Origin of the sequence: Dehalogenimonas alkenigignens (assembly GCF_001466665.1) — a bacterium.
In the GTDB taxonomy this organism is placed as follows: Bacteria; Chloroflexota; Dehalococcoidia; order Dehalococcoidales; family Dehalococcoidaceae; genus Dehalogenimonas; species Dehalogenimonas alkenigignens.
Genome location: NZ_KQ758903.1, coordinates 1646890 through 1666409, shown reverse-complemented (window position 1 = coordinate 1666409; position 19520 = coordinate 1646890). Strand labels below are relative to the sequence as shown.

15 protein-coding genes and 2 tRNA genes are annotated in these 19520 nt (G+C 55.0%); 5 read left to right on the top strand and 12 right to left on the bottom strand.

The window, feature by feature from the left end; genetic code table 11:
• Positions 1–73: 73 nt before the first annotated feature.
• Both ruvC and DEALK_RS08655 read right to left on the bottom strand, forming a co-directional pair.
• Positions 74–574, bottom strand: a complete 501-nt coding sequence (gene ruvC, locus DEALK_RS08660) for a crossover junction endodeoxyribonuclease RuvC (RefSeq protein ID WP_058439827.1) — start codon at positions 572–574, stop codon at positions 74–76.
• A gap of 55 nt (positions 575–629) precedes the next feature.
• Positions 630–1379 carry a YebC/PmpR family DNA-binding transcriptional regulator gene (locus tag DEALK_RS08655; RefSeq protein WP_058439826.1) on the bottom strand — a complete coding sequence of 250 codons (750 nt, stop codon included), beginning with the start codon at positions 1377–1379 and terminating at the stop codon, positions 630–632.
• A gap of 154 nt (positions 1380–1533) precedes the next feature.
• Between DEALK_RS08655 and DEALK_RS08650 the strand changes: the two genes are divergently transcribed.
• Both DEALK_RS08650 and DEALK_RS08645 read left to right on the top strand, forming a co-directional pair.
• Complete coding sequence (locus tag DEALK_RS08650; RefSeq protein WP_058439825.1) at positions 1534–3120, top strand: MFS transporter; 1587 nt, start codon at positions 1534–1536, stop codon at positions 3118–3120.
• 105 nt (positions 3121–3225) lie between these two features.
• Positions 3226–4071: a porin PorA family protein gene (locus tag DEALK_RS08645; RefSeq protein ID WP_058439824.1), complete on the top strand. Its 846-nt coding sequence runs from the start codon at positions 3226–3228 to the stop codon at positions 4069–4071.
• A 61-nt stretch (positions 4072–4132) separates the two neighbouring features.
• Here DEALK_RS08645 and acpS read toward each other — a convergent pair whose 3' ends face one another.
• The 4 genes from acpS to nuoE are packed head-to-tail and all read right to left on the bottom strand — an operon-like array spanning position 4133 to position 9509.
• Positions 4133–4492 carry a holo-ACP synthase gene (gene acpS, locus DEALK_RS08640; protein WP_058440111.1) on the bottom strand — a complete coding sequence of 120 codons (360 nt, stop codon included), beginning with the start codon at positions 4490–4492 and terminating at the stop codon, positions 4133–4135.
• 9 nt (positions 4493–4501) lie between these two features.
• Positions 4502–7159 (bottom strand): formate dehydrogenase subunit alpha, encoded by a 2658-nt coding sequence (gene fdhF / locus DEALK_RS08635; protein ID WP_058439823.1) that lies wholly within the window; start codon positions 7157–7159, stop codon positions 4502–4504.
• Positions 7156–9024 (bottom strand): NADH-quinone oxidoreductase subunit NuoF, encoded by a 1869-nt coding sequence (gene nuoF / locus DEALK_RS08630; protein WP_058439822.1) that lies wholly within the window; start codon positions 9022–9024, stop codon positions 7156–7158. The genes fdhF and nuoF overlap by 4 nt, the downstream gene beginning before the upstream one ends.
• On the bottom strand, positions 9012–9509 hold the full coding sequence (gene nuoE / locus DEALK_RS08625) for an NADH-quinone oxidoreductase subunit NuoE (RefSeq protein ID WP_058439821.1): 498 nt from the start codon (positions 9507–9509) through the stop codon (positions 9012–9014). The genes nuoF and nuoE overlap by 13 nt, the downstream gene beginning before the upstream one ends.
• A gap of 157 nt (positions 9510–9666) precedes the next feature.
• Here nuoE and DEALK_RS08620 point away from each other — a divergent pair.
• Positions 9667–9741: transfer RNA gene (locus DEALK_RS08620), tRNA-Met, on the top strand.
• A gap of 236 nt (positions 9742–9977) precedes the next feature.
• Positions 9978–11540: a reductive dehalogenase gene (locus DEALK_RS08615; RefSeq protein WP_058439820.1), complete on the top strand. Its 1563-nt coding sequence runs from the start codon at positions 9978–9980 to the stop codon at positions 11538–11540.
• Positions 11541–11620: 80 nt separating this feature from the next.
• On the opposite strand, the gene DEALK_RS10005 is transcribed toward DEALK_RS08615, so the two are convergent.
• From DEALK_RS10005 to DEALK_RS10000, 3 genes are all read right to left on the bottom strand, one after another.
• Positions 11621–13018: a fibronectin type III domain-containing protein gene (locus tag DEALK_RS10005; RefSeq protein WP_338032948.1), complete on the bottom strand. Its 1398-nt coding sequence runs from the start codon at positions 13016–13018 to the stop codon at positions 11621–11623.
• 23 nt (positions 13019–13041) lie between these two features.
• On the bottom strand, positions 13042–13488 hold the full coding sequence (locus tag DEALK_RS08605; RefSeq protein ID WP_058439818.1) for a hypothetical protein: 447 nt from the start codon (positions 13486–13488) through the stop codon (positions 13042–13044).
• Between the two features lie 68 nt (positions 13489–13556).
• Positions 13557–14015, bottom strand: a complete 459-nt coding sequence (locus DEALK_RS10000; protein WP_144437099.1) for a hypothetical protein — start codon at positions 14013–14015, stop codon at positions 13557–13559.
• 993 nt (positions 14016–15008) lie between these two features.
• Here DEALK_RS10000 and DEALK_RS08595 point away from each other — a divergent pair.
• Positions 15009–15081: transfer RNA gene (locus DEALK_RS08595), tRNA-Gly, on the top strand.
• Here DEALK_RS08595 and DEALK_RS09655 read toward each other — a convergent pair.
• From DEALK_RS09655 to DEALK_RS08575, 3 genes are all read right to left on the bottom strand, one after another.
• Positions 15073–16461, bottom strand: coding sequence for a B12-binding domain-containing radical SAM protein (locus DEALK_RS09655; protein ID WP_065128750.1), 1389 nt, complete (start codon positions 16459–16461; stop codon positions 15073–15075). The two genes, DEALK_RS08595 and DEALK_RS09655, sit on opposite strands and share 9 nt — an antisense overlap.
• A gap of 39 nt (positions 16462–16500) precedes the next feature.
• Positions 16501–17808: a radical SAM protein gene (locus DEALK_RS08580; RefSeq protein WP_083496429.1), complete on the bottom strand. Its 1308-nt coding sequence runs from the start codon at positions 17806–17808 to the stop codon at positions 16501–16503.
• 198 nt (positions 17809–18006) lie between these two features.
• Positions 18007–19497: a B12-binding domain-containing radical SAM protein gene (locus DEALK_RS08575; protein WP_058439813.1), complete on the bottom strand. Its 1491-nt coding sequence runs from the start codon at positions 19495–19497 to the stop codon at positions 18007–18009.
• Positions 19498–19520: the final 23 nt, after the last annotated feature.

Below are 19520 nucleotides of genomic sequence, written 5' to 3'. Positions count from 1 at the left end.
GCCGCATCCAGGAGTTAATTCAGGACTAATTTTTAATCCGGCCTTCGAAGTGGTTCAAGATCCGGCGGCGGGCTCAGTCAGAACGACGCTCAAACACGGCCGCGGTTTGTACTTCTTGTATGTGGCACAGCGCGCAAGCCAGGGCATCTGCGGCATCAGCGGAGGCAGGAGCTTCCGTCATGCCCAATTGCAAAGCGACCATACGGGCGACCTGATCCTTGGCAGAAGCACCGAATCCCGAGATGCGGGCTTTGATTTTTGCCGGAGGGTACTCGAAAACCGAAAGACCGGCATTGGCTGCGGCCAGAATGGCAACAGCCTGGGCTTTGCCGATGGCCATCGCCGAGCGGGCGTTTTCCGAAAAAAACGGGCTCTCAACGGCGGCGCAGTCCGGCCTGAATTCCCTGATGACTTTACCCAGCTCCTCGTAAAGGCGGACCAGCCGGTCGGTCATGGCCAAAGCTTCACGGCAGTTAATCACGCCGCATGAAACAAACGTGGTTTCCGGTCCGCTGGAATCAATAATGCCATACCCGAGGTGCCTGGTGCCGGGGTCAATACCCAGAATTCTCATCAGTCATGACGCGAGCCGGCGTCGCTCCTCGTCTTATTTTTTGAAGGTATCAGGGTCAAGCCTGGAATTTATCAATTACGCCGGGATCAAAGTCAGCGTTAGAATAAACGTTTTGGACGTCATCCAGATCTTCAAGGTTGGACAGCAGCTTGAGAACCTGTAACGCCGTCTCTTCATCAAGCTCAACCAGGGTTTTGGGATGCTTTTCAATGCCGGCGCTCTCGACCGGGATCTTCTTGGCTTCGAGCGCTTTCCTTACTTTTTCCAACTGATCGGGAGTAGTGAGAATTTCCAGTACGTCTTCGTCGATTTTGACGTCGTCGGCTCCGGCGTCGATGGCTTCGAGCGTCAGTTCATCCGGATCGCGGCCGCCGCCTTTGACGACGATGCTGCCCTTGGTTTCAAAAATCCACGACACGCAGCCGGCTTCGCCCAGGGCGCCTCCGGCTTTGGTGAAAATGTGGCGGACATCGGCGATAGTGCGGTTGCGGTTGTCGGATACTCCCTGCACCAGTACCGCCACACCACCCGGCCCGTAGCCTTCCAGATTGAGTTCGGTTAGGATCTCCCCCTCAAGCTGACCTGAGCCTTTTTTGATGGCCCGCTCGATATTGTCCGAGGGCATGCGCGCGTCTTTGGCTTTCTGCACCGCCAGGCGTAACCGGGCATTCATGTCCGGGTCGGGCCCGCCTTCTTTGGCGGCGAAAATAATTTCGCGGGACAGCTTGGTAAAGAGCTGGCCCCGCTTGGCGTCGGCAGCGCCCTTCTGGTGTTTTATGGTAGCCCATTTTGAATGTCCGGACATATATCTCCTGGTACTTCAATTCAACGATGACGCTATTCTAACATGTCGGGCGGGTGAATTAAACGCTTTTTACCCGTGTTTTCGACTGTATTAACGGTTAATTTCTGTTCGTATTCTTGACATAATACCAGCCTCGTCGATAGAATGGCGGTTCATGCAACACCACATATCAGGCAGTCCCGTTCGGAAGCCCGACCAAAGATGGAAGATACTCGCGGTTGTCGCTTCGGCGGTTTTCATCGTCAATCTCGATGTCACCATCGTCAATATCGCCCTGCCGAATATCATCGATGATTTCTACACCTCTTTTGCCGCGGGCGAATGGGTGCTGAACGCCTATATTCTTGTATTCGCCGTCCTGCTGATACCAATGGGGAGGCTGGGAGATGTTATAGGCCGGAAAAAATTGTTTATCAGCGGTATTTCCGTGTTCACCGTGGCATCGGCGCTGTGCGGTCTGGCGCCGGATGTCGGCTGGCTGATAGGCGCCCGGGCGCTGCAGGCCGCCGGCGGCGCCGCGATGATGCCGGCGACTCTTTCGATCCTCAACGTTACCTTCCAGGAAAACCAGCGAGGCCTGGCGATGGGCATCTGGGGCGCGGCGGCCGGGACTGCCGCGGCCATCGGGCCGATTCTAGGCGGCCTGCTGGTCGGCGCCTTCGGCTGGCCGTCGATATTTTTGGTGAATCTGCCGGTAGGCGCGGCGGCGGTTTATGCCGGACTGAAGGTGGTTCCTGAATCTCAAGAACCGAATGCCAGCCGGAAGCTCGACCTTAGAGGCATTTTAGCTATATCAGCGGCGCTGGGAACGCTCACCTTTGCCCTGGTGGAAGGGCAGGGTCTGGGTTGGACGTCGCCGATAATTGTCGGTTTATTTTGCGCCAGCGCGGTAGCCTTCGTCATTTTTATTCACACCGAGTCCCGGAGTCCTGCGCCGCTGGTGAATCTTTCACTCTTCCGCAGCCGTTCCTTCAGCGCCGGCAATGCGTTAGGGCTGCTGGTGATGTTCTGCCTGGTCGGGGTCGTTTTTCTGATAGTCATGTATCTCCAGGTGGTGCGGCAGTTTACGCCATTGGTCACCGGGTTGATGATACTGCCGTTGCCTCTGGCGCTTGCCGCAGTATCGGCTTTCGCCGGGAGGCTGGCAGATCGCGTCCCTATGCGGTGGATCATGGCCGGTGCTCTGGCTCTCGTCAGCGGCTCTTTTTTAATACTCAGCAAGATTACCCTGGACACGGCGTGGCCGCTGGTGGCGTTGCCGCTGGCGGCGGCCGGTTTGGGCTTGGGAATGGTCATGGCGCCCCTGGGGGCAGTAGTCATGGCGTCGGCGCCGGTTGAAAAATCCGGTTCGGCTTCCGGCGTTCTGACGTCGCTCCGGCAGACCGGGGCGGTGCTCGGTGTTTCGGTTTTGGGGGCCATCATGCAGTTCAAGCTGGTGGCTAACCTGCGGGCATTTTTTGAACTCATCCCGTTTATGCCTCAGGCGGCCAAAGAATCGATTTTAGAAGGCGTCAGCCGCGGGGGAATGAACGGTGCCTTTAGCGGCAACGCTCCTTCATTCGTCCAGGACATGATTGCCCAGGTAATGCGCGAACAGTTCGTCGGCGCCTTAAGCACCGCGTTGCAAGGGGCTGCCGTCGCGGCAGCGCTGGGCGCATTGACAGCTTTGTTCATTGAATACCATCCGCGGGCGTCCGGTTTCAAACCGACCGCCGTCCGATTCATCGAACGTGTTGAATGACAGTTCATTGAATGTCTTGACAGTGAGACATATTAGGCCTAATATGGTCGTCATTATATTATCTTGAACAGATATTCAACCTGTTCAGGGATGAAAGGGGCACCTATGGCAAAACGCGGCCTGATGTTTTCCGGAATCGCAGTCATCGCCCTGGCACTGGTCTGGCTGTACCTTATCTTTCCCGGGATGGCAAAATTGCCGGCTGATTACGAGAAGGTCTATCATTTCGAGGGTACGGTTCAGGTATTGAACCCAGCTACCGGCTCGCTGGTAGCTATACCCGGCGGCACGAAGATGGACCGGACTCTGAAGGCTACCGATGTCAATGATGCCGATGCTCTCATCGTGGCGCAGACCATCAAGTTCACCATGACAGCTAACGGCGCCCCGCTTTCCGCCGCCAATCCGGCACTCGCCGCTCTTGACTCAACCGAAACATATGCCATCGACCGGACAACCCGGGAAAACGTAGCCGGCGGCGACAAATCGCGCACCGGTCAATTCACCTTCCCGGCCAATACCAAACAGGAAACATATCAGTTCTGGTCAGCCACCACCGGCACAGCCTTGCCCGCCGCCTTTGCCGGCGAAGAAGAAATCGACGGACTGAAGGTATACGTATTCAAGATAGATAGCAAGGACAACGCTTACCCTAACGCGGCCAACGGCGCTCCTCAGAAAGTCGACGTAGCTACCACCATCAAAGTTGAACCGGTCTCGGGAACGCCTATTTACACCACCACCAAGACCACGGTTCGGATGCAGGTAGCGCCTGCTACATTGATCCCGGTGCTGATAAATGAAAGCACCTTCACCCAGGCAACGGTAGATGAAGCGGTGGCGGAAGGCAAATCCAACCGCAGTCTCATCCTGTGGGCCAGCGTCTATGGTTTTTGGGCGGCCGTCGGACTGGGCGCGGTGTTGTTCGTCATCGGCCTGGTAAAAAAGTAGAATTCAGCGTTAGAAAAATCGGCTGAAAGCGGGGAGGCTCGGTAGAGCCTCCCCTTTGTTTTTAGACGATGGCCGATACGATGGCGACGGCATTCTGGCGGTCGTGCGACAGGCTGACCGCGAATTCGGTGATGCCGAGATTGCCCGCAATGGTCAAAGCACGGCCATGAAGCTTGAGTGACGGCCGGCCATCTGATTCAGACAGGATTTCAACATCCCGGTAGATCATCTCCCGGCAGCCGAGCGCCTTGACAACGGCTTCTTTAGCCGCGAAGCGAGCCGCCAAAGATTCGATTTTATCATTATAGAGTTCCTTTTCCACCGGGGTGAAAATGCGGTCCAGGAACCCGTTTCCCCAGCGGGCGACCGATTCTTCGACGCGGGAAATTTCAATGATATCAACGCCCAGATACTGTTTCACCAATTCATTCTACACTTTTTCCAGGCGGACCGCGGCCACTTTCAACTCCGGAGTTCCGGAAGATGGATCTGAGGCCGGACTGGTTATGATATTGGTGTTTGTCTCCGGGAAATGGAAGCTCATAAACACCACTCCGGGTTTCAAACGGCGGTTGATTCTCGCCTCGGCGGTCACCGCTCCCCTGCGGGAGGTCACCCTTACCGTATCGCCTGCGGATATTGCCAAACGGGCGGCATCGGACGAGGCGATCTCCAGAATTTCCCGCGGCTGAAGCGCCTTGAGGCCGGTTACCCGCCGGGTCATCGTCCCGGTATGGAAGTGATACGGGCTGCGGCCGGTGGTCAGGATGAAAGGGAAATCAGCGTCCGGCTGCTCAGCGGGTGGAAGATAGCCGACCGGTTTAAAAATGCCCCTGCCGCGGGCGAACTGTTTCGCGTGGAGGATCGGGGTGCCGGGGTGATCCTCATCCGGGCAGGGCCACTGCAGGCCGCCGCTTTCCAGCCTGTGATATGATATTCCGCTGTAAGACGGGGTTAGGGCGCGCATCTCGTTGAAAATCTGTTCAGGCCCGGAGTAATTAAAGCCCTTGCCGCCCAGACGTTTGCCCAATTCGGCGGTAATCCACCAGTCCGGCCTGGATTCGCCGGCTGGCTGAATCGCTTGCCTGAGCCGCTGTACCCGCCGTTCGGTGTTGGTAAAGGTTCCCTCTTTTTCAGCAAAGCTGGCCGCGGCCAGTATTACATGAGCCAGTTCTGCGGTTTCGGTTATGAAGATATCCTGAATTGCCAGAAATTCGAGCTTTGAAAGCGCCTGCCGTACCCTCCCGCTATCCGGCTCGGATAGAATCAGGTTTTCACCGACAATATAGAGAGCTTTGATTTTACCCCGGTCTATAGAATCCAGTATCTCCGGCACGGTCAAACCGCGCCGGTAAGGCAATTTCACCCCCCAGGCTGATTCGAACTTGCGGCGGGTGGCGGCATCGCCGACCTTCTGGTAACCGGGATAGACATCGGGCAGGGCTCCCATGTCGCAGGCTCCCTGGACGTTGTTCTGGCCGCGAAGGGGATTGACCCCGCCGCCGGGTTTGCCGATGTTGCCTGTCAGCATCGCCAGGTTGGCAACAGCCAGGACATTTTCGGTACCGTGAGAATGCTGGGTAATTCCCATAGCATATAGAATGGCAGCCGGCTGGCTGGAGGCGTACAATCTGGCCGCCGCTTTGATATCCGTTAGCGGCACCCCGCATGTCTCGGCGGCCTGGTCCAGGCTGAAATCCGCCAGGGAGGCGGCAAGTTCCTCAAAGCCCTCGGTGCGTTCCTCGATGAACGTACGATCGAACAAACCTTCGCTGATGATCACTTTGCACATGGCAGAAAGGAGCACGACATCGCTGCCGGGAGTGTGCTGGAGGTAGATGTCGGCTCGGCTGGCCAGGGGTACTGGCGCCGGGTTGGCGACGATCAACCGGGCTCCGTTCTTAATTGCCTGTTTCAGATCGAAGCCGATAATGGGGTGGCTTTCCGAGGTGTTGGCGCCGATAATGAAAAAACACGCCGCTTTTTTCAAATCCCCGATGGAATTGGTCATCGCCCCGGAGCCGAAAGCGGCGGCCAGCCCGGCTACAGTAGGCGCGTGGCAAAGCCGGGCGCAGTGGTCGATTGAATTCGTTTCCAGAACCGCCCGGGCCAGTTTTTGAATCAGGTAATTCTCTTCGTTGGTGGCCTTGGCCGACGAGATGACCGCTACCTCGGAAGGTTTGTACTGCGCCAGCCGTGAGCAGACGGTCTCCAGGGCTTCATCCCAGGGAACCGGGGTGTAGACGCCGTTCTTCCTGACCAGAGGTCCTGTAAGCCTGTCCGGGTGATGAACAAAACCCGTAACGCCGTAACGGCCTTTGACGCAGAGCCGGCCTTTGGAGACAGGATTCGAACTGTCGCCGGAAATGCTGACAATCCTGGCGCCTCTGGTTTTCAGGATCAAACCGCAGCCGACGCCGCAATACGGGCAGATGGTGGCTTGCTCATTATCCGGGATAGTATCAATTCTGGGCGCCAGCGCCGCCACGGGGCAGCGGACGACGCATTCGCCGCAACTGCGGCAGTTGGTTTCGGTAATTGGCCGGTCGCCGGCGGTGCCGACCCTGGAATCGTAACCCCGGCCGGTTATTTCGATAGCGTTATTGCCTGAGATTTCATCGCAGGCGCGGGTACACCGCGCGCAGAGGATGCAGTAATTGCGGTCAAGCCGGAAGAAAGGATTCGAATCATCGATCGCCTGGACGCGGCTGCGGCGGGGCAGGTGGCGTTCGGTAAAGCCGAGCCGCGCCGTGACCTGTTGAAGTTCACACCGCTGATTCTTGACACAGGTCAGGCAGTCTAAAGGATGCTCGGCCAGAATCAGGTCCAGCACTGCCAGGCGGGCGTCTCTTACCGCCGGGGTGTCGGTGCGGACGGTCATCCCCTCAGCCACCGGTGTGGTGCAGGCAGTGGGCAAGCCGCGCATTCGATCGATTTCAACCACGCAGAGGCGGCAGCCGCCGTAGGGTTTCAAATCTGGAGAGGAGCACAGGGTGGGGACGTAAATGCCGGCCTTACGCGCCGCCTCTAAAACGGTTTGCCCTTCAGCAGCGCGGATCTCCCGTGCATCAATGGTTATCCTGATCATGACACGGCCACCGCGCCCAATTTGCACACATCGCGGCAAACCCCGCACCGATTACACAGTTTTTCGTCCAGGAGCACCGGTTGCCCCTTGGCGACGAAGCTTATCGCCCCGGCCGGGCAGGGTTTGACGCATTTGCGGCAGCCCGGGCATTTGTCGCTCACGATAGAATAGGTGATCAGAGCTTTACAGACTCCGGCCGGACACCGTCTTTCAAATATGTGGGCTTCATATTCGCTGAGAAAATATTTTAGGGTCGTCAGGACGGGATTGGGAGACGTCCCGCCGAGGGCGCATAATGATGAAATCTTTATCTGCTTGGCCAGTTCTTGAAGCCTGTCAATATCCGCCGGATGACCTTCACCCCGGGTGATCCGTTCCAGGATATCGAGCATCTGCCTGGTTCCCAGCCGGCAGGGTGTGCATTTACCGCAGGATTCGGCTTGAACGAACGAGAGAAAATATCGGGCGACATCGACCATGCAATTGCCTTCGTCCATGACGATCAAGCCGCCTGAGCCCATGATGGCGCCGGATTTTGCCAAAGACTCGTAATCAAGGCCGGTTGAAATTAGATTCGCCGGCAGACAGCCGCCCGACGGGCCGCCGATCTGTACCGCCTTGAGCGGTTTGCTCCCGGCGATGCCGCCGCCGATGCCGTAGATGACTTCTGAGAGCGGCGTGCCCATCGGCACCTCGACCAGGCCCATGTGATTGATGTTCCCGGCCAGGGCGAAGACGCACGTCCCTTTGCTTCTCTCTGTTCCGATCGCGGCGAACTTATCGGCGCCCTCGGCCAGTATGTAGGCTGCCATGGCCAGCGTTTTGACATTGTTGATGCAGGTGGGTTTCCCCCAGAGCCCTGAACTGGCAGGAAAAGGCGGTCTGGTACGAGGCAGACCCCGCTTGCCTTCAATACTCGCCATCAGCGCCGTTTCCTCGCCGCAGACGAATGCGCCGGCGCCCTCTTTAATATGAATGTCGAAATCGAAACCTGAGCCCATGATATTCCGTCCGAGCAAGCCGTGCTCCCGAGCCTGCGCCACGGCGTGTTTAATGGTGGTCACCGCCAGGGGATACTCAGCGCGGACATAGATGAAACCCTCGGCGGCGCCGATGGCGTAGGCCGCGATCGTCAGCCCTTCGACAACAGAATGAGGGTCGCCTTCCAGGATGGAGCGGTCCATGAAAGCGCCGGGATCGCCCTCATCGGCGTTACATACCACGTATTTCGGCGTGGCCGCAGCGTCGCGGCAGTACTGCCATTTCTGACCGGTGGCAAAGCCGGCTCCACCGCGCCCGCGCAGCCCGGATTTCAGAATCTCATCGATGACCGACTGGGGAGTCATTGTCGAAAGAGCGCGGGACAAACCGGCGTAGCCGTTGCGGGCGATATAATGATTGATGCGCAGCGGATTGATATGACCGCAATTTCGTATTGCGATACGGTGCTGCCCCTTGAGCATCGGCATGTCATCGAAGGGTGTAATACCTTCGATTCGGCCGTCGCCTATTGTACACAGAGCCAGGTCAGGCCGCGGATTGTGATGAATTATATAATCTTCGATGATACGGCTGGCTTTTTCAGGCGTCATGAACCCGTAGCTGATGCGCGGTTGGCCCGGCAGGGCGATGTCCACAGTAGGTTCGGCATAGCACATGCCGAAGCAGCCTACCTGGGTCACCGTGGCTTTAATGCCCAGTCGTTCGAGCGTGGCGATTATCGCTTCGTAGACGCTCATTGCCCCGGAGACTTTGCCGCAGGTCGCTGTGCCGATGAGGATATGAGGCGTTCGGCTTTCTATCAGCTCCTGCCAGGAACGCTTGGCTTCAGCCTGGAGCGTGGTGAAAGCGTTTAATCCCGGCATGAGCAACCGGCTCCCGGTTTATGATTTGCCAGTTCATCGATGATTTGCCTCGGGGAGGCGCGGCCGAAAATTTCGTCGTTGATGATGACTACCGGCGCCAGGGCGCAGGCGCCGACACAAGCGACAGTATCAAGCGAATACTCCCCCCCGGGAGTGGTTTCCCCGGGCTTGATACCGAGGTCGCGCTGCAACTCGGCTATGATCCTCTCGCCGCCGCCGACATGGCAGGCGGTGCCGCGGCAAACCTTGATCTTGTCCCGGCCTGGCGGCTGAAATTTGAATTGGGTGTAAAAAGAAGCCACGCTGAAGACCGTTGTTTCCGACAGCCCGAGATGTTCTGCGGCGGCAGTGATAGCTTCCGCCGGCAAATAACCGATGGCTTGCTGCAGTGCCTGAAGCAAGGGAATTAAAGCCGAACGGTCACGCCGGAAACCAGCGAGCAGGCGCGGGATCTCAATTGAACTGGAGCCTAAGTCGGCGGCCATCTCTACCTTCCGGGCGGCAGGCCAACCTGCTATTTCATGTGCGGGACGGGTAATTATAGTCTTTCAGGCCATTTTTCGGCAAACGAATGCGGCAGCGCCGCCGGCCTTCGGAATTGACACTGAAGGCTAGGAATGGGATAATAGCCATCTCGGTCGGCGCGGGGTGGAGCAGTGGCAGCTCGTCGGGCTCATAACCCGAAGGTCATAGGTTCGAATCCTATCCCCGCTACCAATCTCTTGATCATTAGCCCCTCATTTGAGGGGCTTTTCTTTTTTAAGCCCAATATTGGGCTTTGTTAATTCTTCAATATTAATGATTATTAATACACGAATTGGTTTGAGGATTAATAAAAATAAATCAGTAGAAATACGAATTTACGGTTAACGGGAAATGCTGTAGCTTTCAAGCCGAAGTCATAAATAATGTAATGCAATGACGACTTGGGAAAACAATAAGAGGAGGGAAAAATGAGCAGGTTTCATTCAACACTCAGCCGCAGGGATTTCATGAAAGGTTTAGGTCTTGTCGGCGCCGCCTCAGCGGTAGCTCCGGCGTTTCACGACATAGATGAGCTATCCGCTGCCCCCAATAACACCCGGAAGCGAGCCTGGTGGATAAAAGAAGTGGATCACCCAACGGTGGATATTGACTGGCAGATGATGGCCCGGCATCACGGCTTTCACAGCACCCAGTCCGCCGCCATCGTCGCCCGATACTTCGGCTTGTCGGATTACAATGCTCAAACCCTGCCCAGCACGACCGAGCGGTTGAAGAATAACGAGCCCGGATACCAGCTCCGCGATGTCGCTTTTTCCGCCGCGGCCGGTGTTTGGGAAGGTCCGCTGGGATTCGGTTTCGGTTCCTGGCGGGTTACCGGCGGCCCCTCATCGAATAAAGCTTACGTGGGTTACCAGCGTGTCTCAACGCCGGAGCAGCTTGGCGTCCCAAAATGGTCCGGCTCCGCCGACGAGGCGGCCAAAATGCTTCGGTCTGCGATGATCGCCTACGGTGCCTCCGATGTGTCTTTCGGCGAACTCCACGACGATCACCTGAAGCTGGTCGGCACCCACGGCGACAATGTTTCGACCGCTTTCTACCCGCCGAAATTTCCCCCGCCGGACACCGTTATCAAACCCCAGGTATTCGAAGACGTACCTGTCGGCTATGTAGATGAAAAAACCGGCAAGCACGTGCTGCCGAGCAAGGTGCCCCTTTATATCGTCACCTGGTCCATGCCCATGCCTCAGGAAATGGCTAAAACGGCTCATTCTCAACTTATGGGCGCCGCCAATACCAGCCGCTATCGCCGGGATGAGCATGTAACCTACTGCACCCTGGAATTCCTGCGCGGTCTCGGCTATCACGGCTACAGCGACACCAACTACCGCGCCATCCCCACCGGCGCTGACGCGGTGCTTCAGGGTCTGGCCGAGAACGGGCGCCATACCATCATGGCCCTCAGCCCGGAGTTCGGCGCCTGGTGCGGCTTCTTCCACCTGATCACCGATCTGCCGCTGGCGCCCAGCAAACCCATTGACGCCGGCATGTGGAACTTCTGCCACAGCTGCGGCCAATGCGCCAACGCCTGCCCCTCGAACTCAATTGAGCATAAAGGCGACCGGGAGCCTTCCTATGAACCTTACCCGTCATCCATCACTCCCAAGGACCCAGCGCTGCCGGGCCTGGGATGGGACAAGCCGACACCCGGTGAGTCAGACTACTTTAAAACAGGCCGGAAGACCTATTGGACCGACATGATCACCTGCTGGGGCTACCGGAGAACGGTTGACAACTGCCTGCGCTGCTTCCCGTCCTGCGTCTTCAACAGCCCTCGAGGGGCGATGGTGCACGACATCGTGAAAGCCACCTCGGCCAATATCGGCATTTTCAACGGCTTCTTCGCCTCGATGCATGAGGCGTTCGGATACGGGGTTGTCGAAGGCGAGGAAAAAGAGAAGTGGTGGGATATGTCGCTGCCGGCATACAACATCAACAGCATTGTCGGCGCCCAGCACGGCGGATACAAGTAAGACCTGCCATCACAGTCAATATGTGAGAGGGGGCTGATACCAATCAGCCCCCTCTCTTGTTTTTGCGGTACGGCGTGTAATTACCGGTTAGTGTATTTCAACCCCACCGGCCGGCGCAGTCTCCAGTACAGGAACCCGCCGAGAGCTAGAGCCACTACGACCGAAACGATCAAGATGGGCATCAAGTTGGATCCGGGTTCCGGTGTTGGTCCAACGGTAGCGGTTGGAATCGGGATAGCCGCCGTCGTCGTCGGAGGAGGCGGCTGGGCAATGGTCACCGAAACTGACGCATAGACCGGCGGATTGAACGGCGTCCGGTCGTTCTGCACCAGTTGCACGCCAATGGTATGAGTTCCGGGCGCCAGGTTGTTCCAGGTGTAGGAAGTGAGGGCGCTCTCGACGTAAGTCCCCGGCGCGGTCAGCGCTGACTGCCCCGGTGTTGTCGGTATGCTGACATCGAGATAGTAGATCGCCCGCCCTTCGCCGGGGATGTTGGCGCTCTGGCCGCTGATGAGTTTCAGGTTGCCGGCGCTGATCGATACGCTGACGGTTCCCGCCTCGAAGGAAGCGCCTGCCGCCGGTGTATTGATCTTAAGCGTCGGCGGCGGGGGCGGCGGCGGCGCCGGAGCGAACAGGGCGAAGGCTGTGAAGTGGGAGACAGCTGCCGTGACGGTGTTGGCCTCGGTATCGACAACGCCGGTCAGCATCACCCATTGGGAGCCGTTCCACCAGGCAATGACCAGATCAACTTCGCGGGTCCCTGGCGGCACCTGGGCATCGGTGTACTTGAAGGTCATCGAGATGGCCGGGTTGAAGGTGACGCCGGTCGGCCCCATTTCGTAAGCAAAGACCAGTATGTTCTTGTCCGGGCTCGCCGGAGGATCGGCAAGCGGTACCGCCGATAGGAACGGCTGGGCGGCGCCGGCGGCGTTCCAGACAAAGGTGCCGACGGGAATGTTAAGGGTGAGGGTTCCGTCCGGGGTGGCCACGGTACCGGCGGTGATGGCCTTGCCGTTGCCGTCCATCCACGGAGAGGTGCCAGCAAGCCCGATGCCGACGAGCTGAGATCCGAAGCCGCCGCCTCCGCCTCCTCCACCGCCGCCTGAGGCCTGGGTGGTTGTGAAGGTATAATCGTCTGAAATAACAGATAGGGTTGTATCTGGAAGGTCGGATTTTACCCGATAATGGTAAGTAGTGCTAGAAGTGAGCCCGTTTAAGCTCACAGTGTGCATCGTGACGTGGTTAGTGTCGAGCGTGGTAGCAAATCTATAATCGGCGACGTCTGGGTGCAATATGGTATCAAAAAATACTTGTGATGTGGTGTTACTGTTGGTCTCCCAGGTGATTGTGGCAGCCGAGGTGGTAATATTATTCGCCGTTACGTCAGTTATTGTTAATGGCGCAGTTTCACCCGTGACTACTGTATCCTGAGCTTCTAACCGGATGCAAGGTAAGGTAAAAAATAAGACTAATGACACCAGCGTGAATATGCCACTGCGTTTCAACCTACTCGCTCCACGGTAATTGTTCCAGAGTAAAATCCTGCCGTTTCTCCGCGAACATCGACTGTTATCACTCCGTTTACTTTTGGCGCTATTATTTCTGAATAGGTAAATGTTGCCACCTGGGAAATATTACCGTTTGTATTTACTTTAATCTTTATGGTTTGTTCGGCGGCGTTGTGGATGGTGATGGTATAAGAAGCTTTGTCGCCCTTATTAATTGTGCCAAGATCAGCGAGTTCGTCGGTAATTTTGCCTAGTATAATGCTATCACCAATCGTTACTTTAATATCCTGTTGATATAGTTTTGGTTGCTCTGAAATACTTACAGTCGTGGTCTGACTTACAGGTTGAGAGGGGGACTTACATCCAGTAAGTGGAATAACGCCCCCAATAACCAAGACACATACCAAAATAGCAATTGTTATTGCTGTCGTTTTAACCACATTATTTCCGATTGATTTGTACGTGGGGTAGCCTTATAGGTTAAGGCTACCCCACAAATAGTGCATTATTACGTAGGTGTAACTGTCAGTGTGATTACAACGTTATCCCAAGCACCGGCGACTGTACCTGTGGTCGCTTTCAGACCCCAAACATCGGTTGCCGCCATAGTTGCAGGTGAACCCGAGACACTATATGCACCTGCACCGTCCGCCAATGGCGCTGTGATGGTAATCTGCGCTACATCTGACAGGACATATTCAAGTTTAAGCAGGCGTCCAGTGTAATAACTGGCACTAGCGTCGGCTACTGACACAGCAACACTTGATGCATATGAAGCTGTCACTTGATTGGCTAACGTCTTGGTGCTACCTGGTGCCATTGAACCGAAAGCTGCCGTTGTTTGAATGGTATAGGACGAAAGTGTAGATCCAGTCACAGTGGTTGTATCCGCCGAAGTTGTCATCGGGAAAGCAATTACGGCGGTTAACACTAAAATCAAACTTAGTACCGAAATTATTTTTTTCATGTCCATCCTTTCTCAGCACTTCTGTTACCTATTTATTATCAAAGTAAAGTGGTTTATCAGGGCCCCAGACCGACCGGCATGCAAGAGGAGAGACTGCCCAGGGGCGCAATTTCTAGGGTGTGGTTTGCATTATAATACTCTTTCCGGCAATAGGTTACAATACTTAATCGGTTAGAAATACAAAAAATATATCGGGAAAAACGACAAAAGTCGCTTGACAGAATGAGGGAACACGTGTGCTACAATAGCACCATGAATGAAAACAGCAGCACGTCTAACCTTGATCCTTTAGCTAATACCCCGGTCTCCCCTGACACATTAGCCGCTTGGCAACGCGACCGCGCTGCCAAGCAACCAGCGTCGCCATCACCAGGGGCAGAACAAGAATCAGGCTGTCCACCACGGCAACGTGGTGGACAGCCTGGCAACCAGAATGCTCGTAAACACGGGTTCTATGCTGAACATATGAATGCCCGTGAACGTCGCTTGTTCGCATCAGCCTCAGAATTGGGGGGGTACTTCCCAGGAGACCATTCTTTTACGTTGTAAACTGGCAGAAATGCTGAGAGCGGCTAAACCTGACGTTGCCCTTATCGCCCGGCTCATCAATCTTATCAACCGTCTTGAGAAGGATCGTAAAATAACCGATAACAATTCCGGTGAAGGGAAAGCGGAAAAAGTGAGTAAGATCTTAAGATGGATGGCTTGGTGTCCGCGTGGAATCGCAGGGCGCCACTGTGGGCGCTTCGAAGAGGGTCTAAGGCTTCAGCAACAAGGTGTAGACATCGGTGCGTTAACTGGCACACCTGGGGACCCTTGGAGCCCGGAATACGACAATGGAAATGATTCGACCTGAAAAACGAAAACTACGTTTGTCTCAAAGCTGGCTTATCTAATTCGTTCCTTAAAAACTCATTTGTAGCGTTCTACCGAAATTGCCCTTGCGCAGTTGGCTTTACAACTTGTCTTCCGTCAAGTTAAAATTGAAAATGCGCGGGTGTAACTCAGCTGGCAGAGTGCCTGCTTCCCAAGCAGGTTGTCGCGAGTTCGAATCTCGTCACCCGCTTTTTCTTTTTTCTGAGACAATCCCCAGCCAGTAGCTGACCAATTCCTTCATCCTGCGGTAGAATTCCCGCGGCCTGCTGATCACCGAGACAAAATACCGCGGATTATGCCGGAGCATAAACCTCACCCGGCGCGCGGCGTAAGATTTGCGGTAATCCGCCAGCGTGGTGTTTAACAACTCGCGGGATACCTGGCTGAAACTCCGCCGCATGCAGTCGGCCGTAAAGTCCGCCCAGCCTTCCAGGGTATCCGGTATTTGGATGAGAGATTCACGGCGACAATACTCGTACAGATCGGTTCCGGGGTAGGGAATAAACTTGAGTAACAGGCAGGGCGGATAATCCAGGCGGCGAATCAGTTCGAGGGTGGCTTGAAAATCAGGCTCCGTCTCGCCGGGGTAGTCGTAGTTGATGTATAGCGTGGGAATGATTCGGCGGCGGACAAGCCGATGAAATGTCCGCTCCACCGCGCCGATGTCGCCCTTGCCGATGAAGTCCCGGAGCCTTGAGCTGCCGCTGCCGACATCCAGCAACACTGAGGCGCAGCCGGCTCTCGCCATCAATCTGGTCGTCTCGTCATCAAGTTCTCGGGAAACAGGCAATCGCCAGGGTAGTTTCACCCCAAGGCCGATCATCGCCTGGCAGAACCTGCGCAGGTTGTCCGGGATTCCGATAAAGCCCATTCCGGACAGATAGACGCTTTTTACCCTGTGGTTCCGGGCGAGATCCTGCATCTGACGGGCGAGGCGGGATGGAGCGACAGGTTTGCCGGTATCAGCGGCGGCGTCGCTGAAAAAAGTACAGGCGTATAGCCCGCCGCGGGCGGTGTTCAAGTTGACGTCAGGATAGCGCCGGACATCGGCTAAATGCCATGCCGGGTCAGGCAAAACCTCTGGGTCGAGCTTGGTATCGGGCGGGTTGATCGCCATCGCGGCTGAAGTGTCTTTAAATCCCAATCCGCGTATCGCTGAAAAATCCTTGCCTTGTTCAATGCGCGAGGCGAGTTCATTGACCGGCTTTTCGGCGGATCCGATGACGATAAAATCGACATATTCCACGCGCAGGGTTTCGCTTGGGAAAACAGTAGGGTGGCAGCCGATCCAGGCAATCTTGACGTTTGCGATGGCCTTTTTCAGCGATTGGGATCTGGCTGCGGCGTCGGCTATTTCCGGCCCTGTGCCGGCATAAAAAACCGCGAGCCCAGGATTGAATGCGGCTACTTTGTCATGGTCAGGGCTGAGGTTGACGTTATAATCGGCGAATGTGATATGGTGACCGCTTTTTTCTAAGACTCCGGCAACCGAAAGGAGTTCATCGGGGAAATCAGCATACCCGGGCGTCCCATGGTAAGCTCGGGATGGAATAATAAGAGCGATTCTCATCGGTTGATCGCAGAATACCTGCTTAAAATAAGCATTACCCTAGCTATTGTTTGATTGAGTATCGCTTCGATCGAATGCTGAGCAGGCAACAAACCGGGTGGAGAGAATTTCTGTCGCCTGGCTCGGACTGATTTGAACTTTAACCGGGATACCTTCTATGAAAGCCCCGACACGGCGCATGAACTCGGGATTGCGGGCCCGAACATTGGCGAAGTAGGCGTAACGGAATGCCGCATCCCAATCGCCCAACTGCGAAGCTGCTACAGCGGCAGCGAACGCGGCCATGTCGGTTTTTTCCAGAAGGCCGGCGGAGTTGAACATCTCAACCGCAGCCTGAGGCGTCCCGGCTTCGATAGCCCGGTACATTCGGACTTCAAGGCTCGTTTTTTGTTCTTCACCCGGATCAGGATGCCAGGCCAGGCAGCCGCCGTTGCATCGGCCCTTTATAAAATGGGCACATTCGGTACAGGCAGAATAGCAGCCCCCATGCATCATTGTCTGATCGAGGTGTTTTCGGAACCATTCTTCGAGAGCCTCCTCTGAAGAATAATCTGTTAGTTTGATCCTGGAAGCTTTGGACAGAGCGAAGCAGCGGATTACCTCCAGCTCCGGAGTGACATCCAGGACCGGGTCGCATGGGCCCATGCCGGAAGCGGTTTCGGGGTGAAACTGCCTTACCCAGGCCAGCTGGGTATCCGAGAAGAAACATAACGGCAGTGGGCAGTCAAGCGTAGCTTCGACACCGAGTCTGGCTGCTTCCTGGAGCATCGAGAAACAACGGTCTGACAGGAGGCCGAAATCCGTTGCCGGGACGATTCTGGATTCACAGCTTTTGATCGGGTTTGCCACAGTCCAGGTAAAGTGTCCCAATCCTAGACGATGTGTTAAGCCCGGAATAAACGTTGGGTCGAAATCCAGTCGCCAGACATTAAAACCGATTGATACTTTGAAACCTTTTCGCATCGCGTTTTCGACATTGTTGATGACTTTTGTGAAATGTTTGGGGTTGCGGTAATCAACTGGCTCATTGACATTGAATACCAAAGCGGCGTCCTCTGGGGATAAATCATCGAGTATGTCTTTGTTGAAAACACCGCCTGTTAAAATGCGTAGAGAAGTTCCGGGGCACTGTTGCCTGAATAATTTTACAATGTCTGGCAGTTTGGGATGCAGGAACGGTTCGCCACCCAGTAGAGACAGGTAGGGAAGCCGTGAAGCGCGAGCCCATTTGGCGAACAGCCCGACATTATCCATGGATATCAGTCCCTGCTTTCGGTCTTCCCTTTCAGCTGCCTCAAAGCAATAGGGACAGGAGTTGGAACATTCACGAATAAGGACGAGATTCATTTATTGGCTCCAACTGAGGCATAGGGTAAACATGTTCAAGCCTCGAATAACCTTACATAAAGAATATGATATCACCGGGACCAGCTTTATCGAAGCGGTTGTTCCCCGCGGGCGAACGCTTCCCTTGAATTCGCCCGCGGGTATCCATTTACGGTTTCACTGTCTGTCAAATTTAGAAGCGGCGACCGGGGTTCAGCGTTACACTACCGTCTTTGAATTACCCGAACGGGAGAGCGACAGGACATCAGGATTGACAAGTTTCTGCCGCTGCTCTTTCACTACCGTCCGATGGTAGTTGTGTACCTGAGCCTGGTATTTCCACAAACCCTGAAGTTCCTTTAAAAACTTCAAGGGATTCTTGAAGATAATCCAAAAATACGACTTATCGTGTTTCAGTGTGAAGCGGAAACGCTGCATGGCATAGGTCGTCGACCATTTGAGCACCGCCGCTTCAATTATTTCCTGAGGCACTTCGCAAAGGTTAGCCTTGTGACCGTAATATTTGACGTACTCCGGCCACTCTTCAAGCGTGGTGGGGACTTTGATAAGATTGTGTTCGACGCAGTAGTCATACATCGCCGACCCGGGAAATGGTACATAGCGATGGAACATGTAGTAAGGTCTGTCTAATTTCTCAGTTAGGAATCTTTGGGTGGTCTCGAAATCCTCTACGGTTTCGGTCGGCATTCCGTAAAGAATGTACACCGAGGTGCGGATTTTGTATTTGATAAAATTCCAGAAAGTTGCCGCCATCTGCTCTGCGGTGACATCTTTTTTTATGAACTCCAGCATTCTGGGGCTGCCGCTTTCGATGCCTAAACCGATATCCACACAACCGCTTTTTGCCATTAATGCTATATCTGCCTCCGAGAGGTCAGCCCGGGCGTCGCAGCTCCATTTGATCTTGCGCTTGCGGGCGATCAACAAATTGCAAATCTCGCGCAGGCGCTTCCGGTTGAAGGTGAAGTTGTCCTCATTAAACCGGAGATATTTGATTCCATAAGTATTCTGAAGGTGGTCTATCTGTTTGATTATCTTTTGGGCGGAGACCCAACCGGTGTAGCCCTGATTATATGATTTGTTATAACAAAAAGTGCATTGATTGACGCAGCCACGCGAGGTGTTAAGCCCCGGAGTGGAATATTTTTTTACATCGATCAGATGCCAGGCCGGATCGGGCAACGCTTCCAGATCTTTGATGAACGGCCGCCGCTCATTGATAACCGGCTGACCGTTTACTTTGAAGCCCAGGCCCTTGATCTCTGTTAAGGCCGGCGTTCCCGTTTCTAGGTGCTGCACCAATTCCAGCATGGTGAACTCCCCGGCGCCGACGGCGACGTAATCGATGTAGTCCGGCGTTACCGTCTGTTCTGGCAATACGCTGGCATGGACGTCACCCCAGACGATCTTCACCCCAGGCAAAAGTGCCCTGAATTCTTTCGACAACGAAATGGAACCTTCCATGTTCGGTCCGGCGATGACTGAAAAACCGATTAGCTGGGGATTAAAAGCTACAAAGTCTTTAGCCTTCCGGAAATCAACGAAGCCATCCCACACTTGAACGCTGTGGCCATGCTGTTCCAGCACCGCTGCTATTGACAACAAGCCGTAATCAAAAGTTGTGTAGGCATTAGAATTATAATACTTGATATAGTCCAGGGCAGGAGCATTAACCAGGAGTACTCTCATCTCATTTCGCCTTTCTATAACTG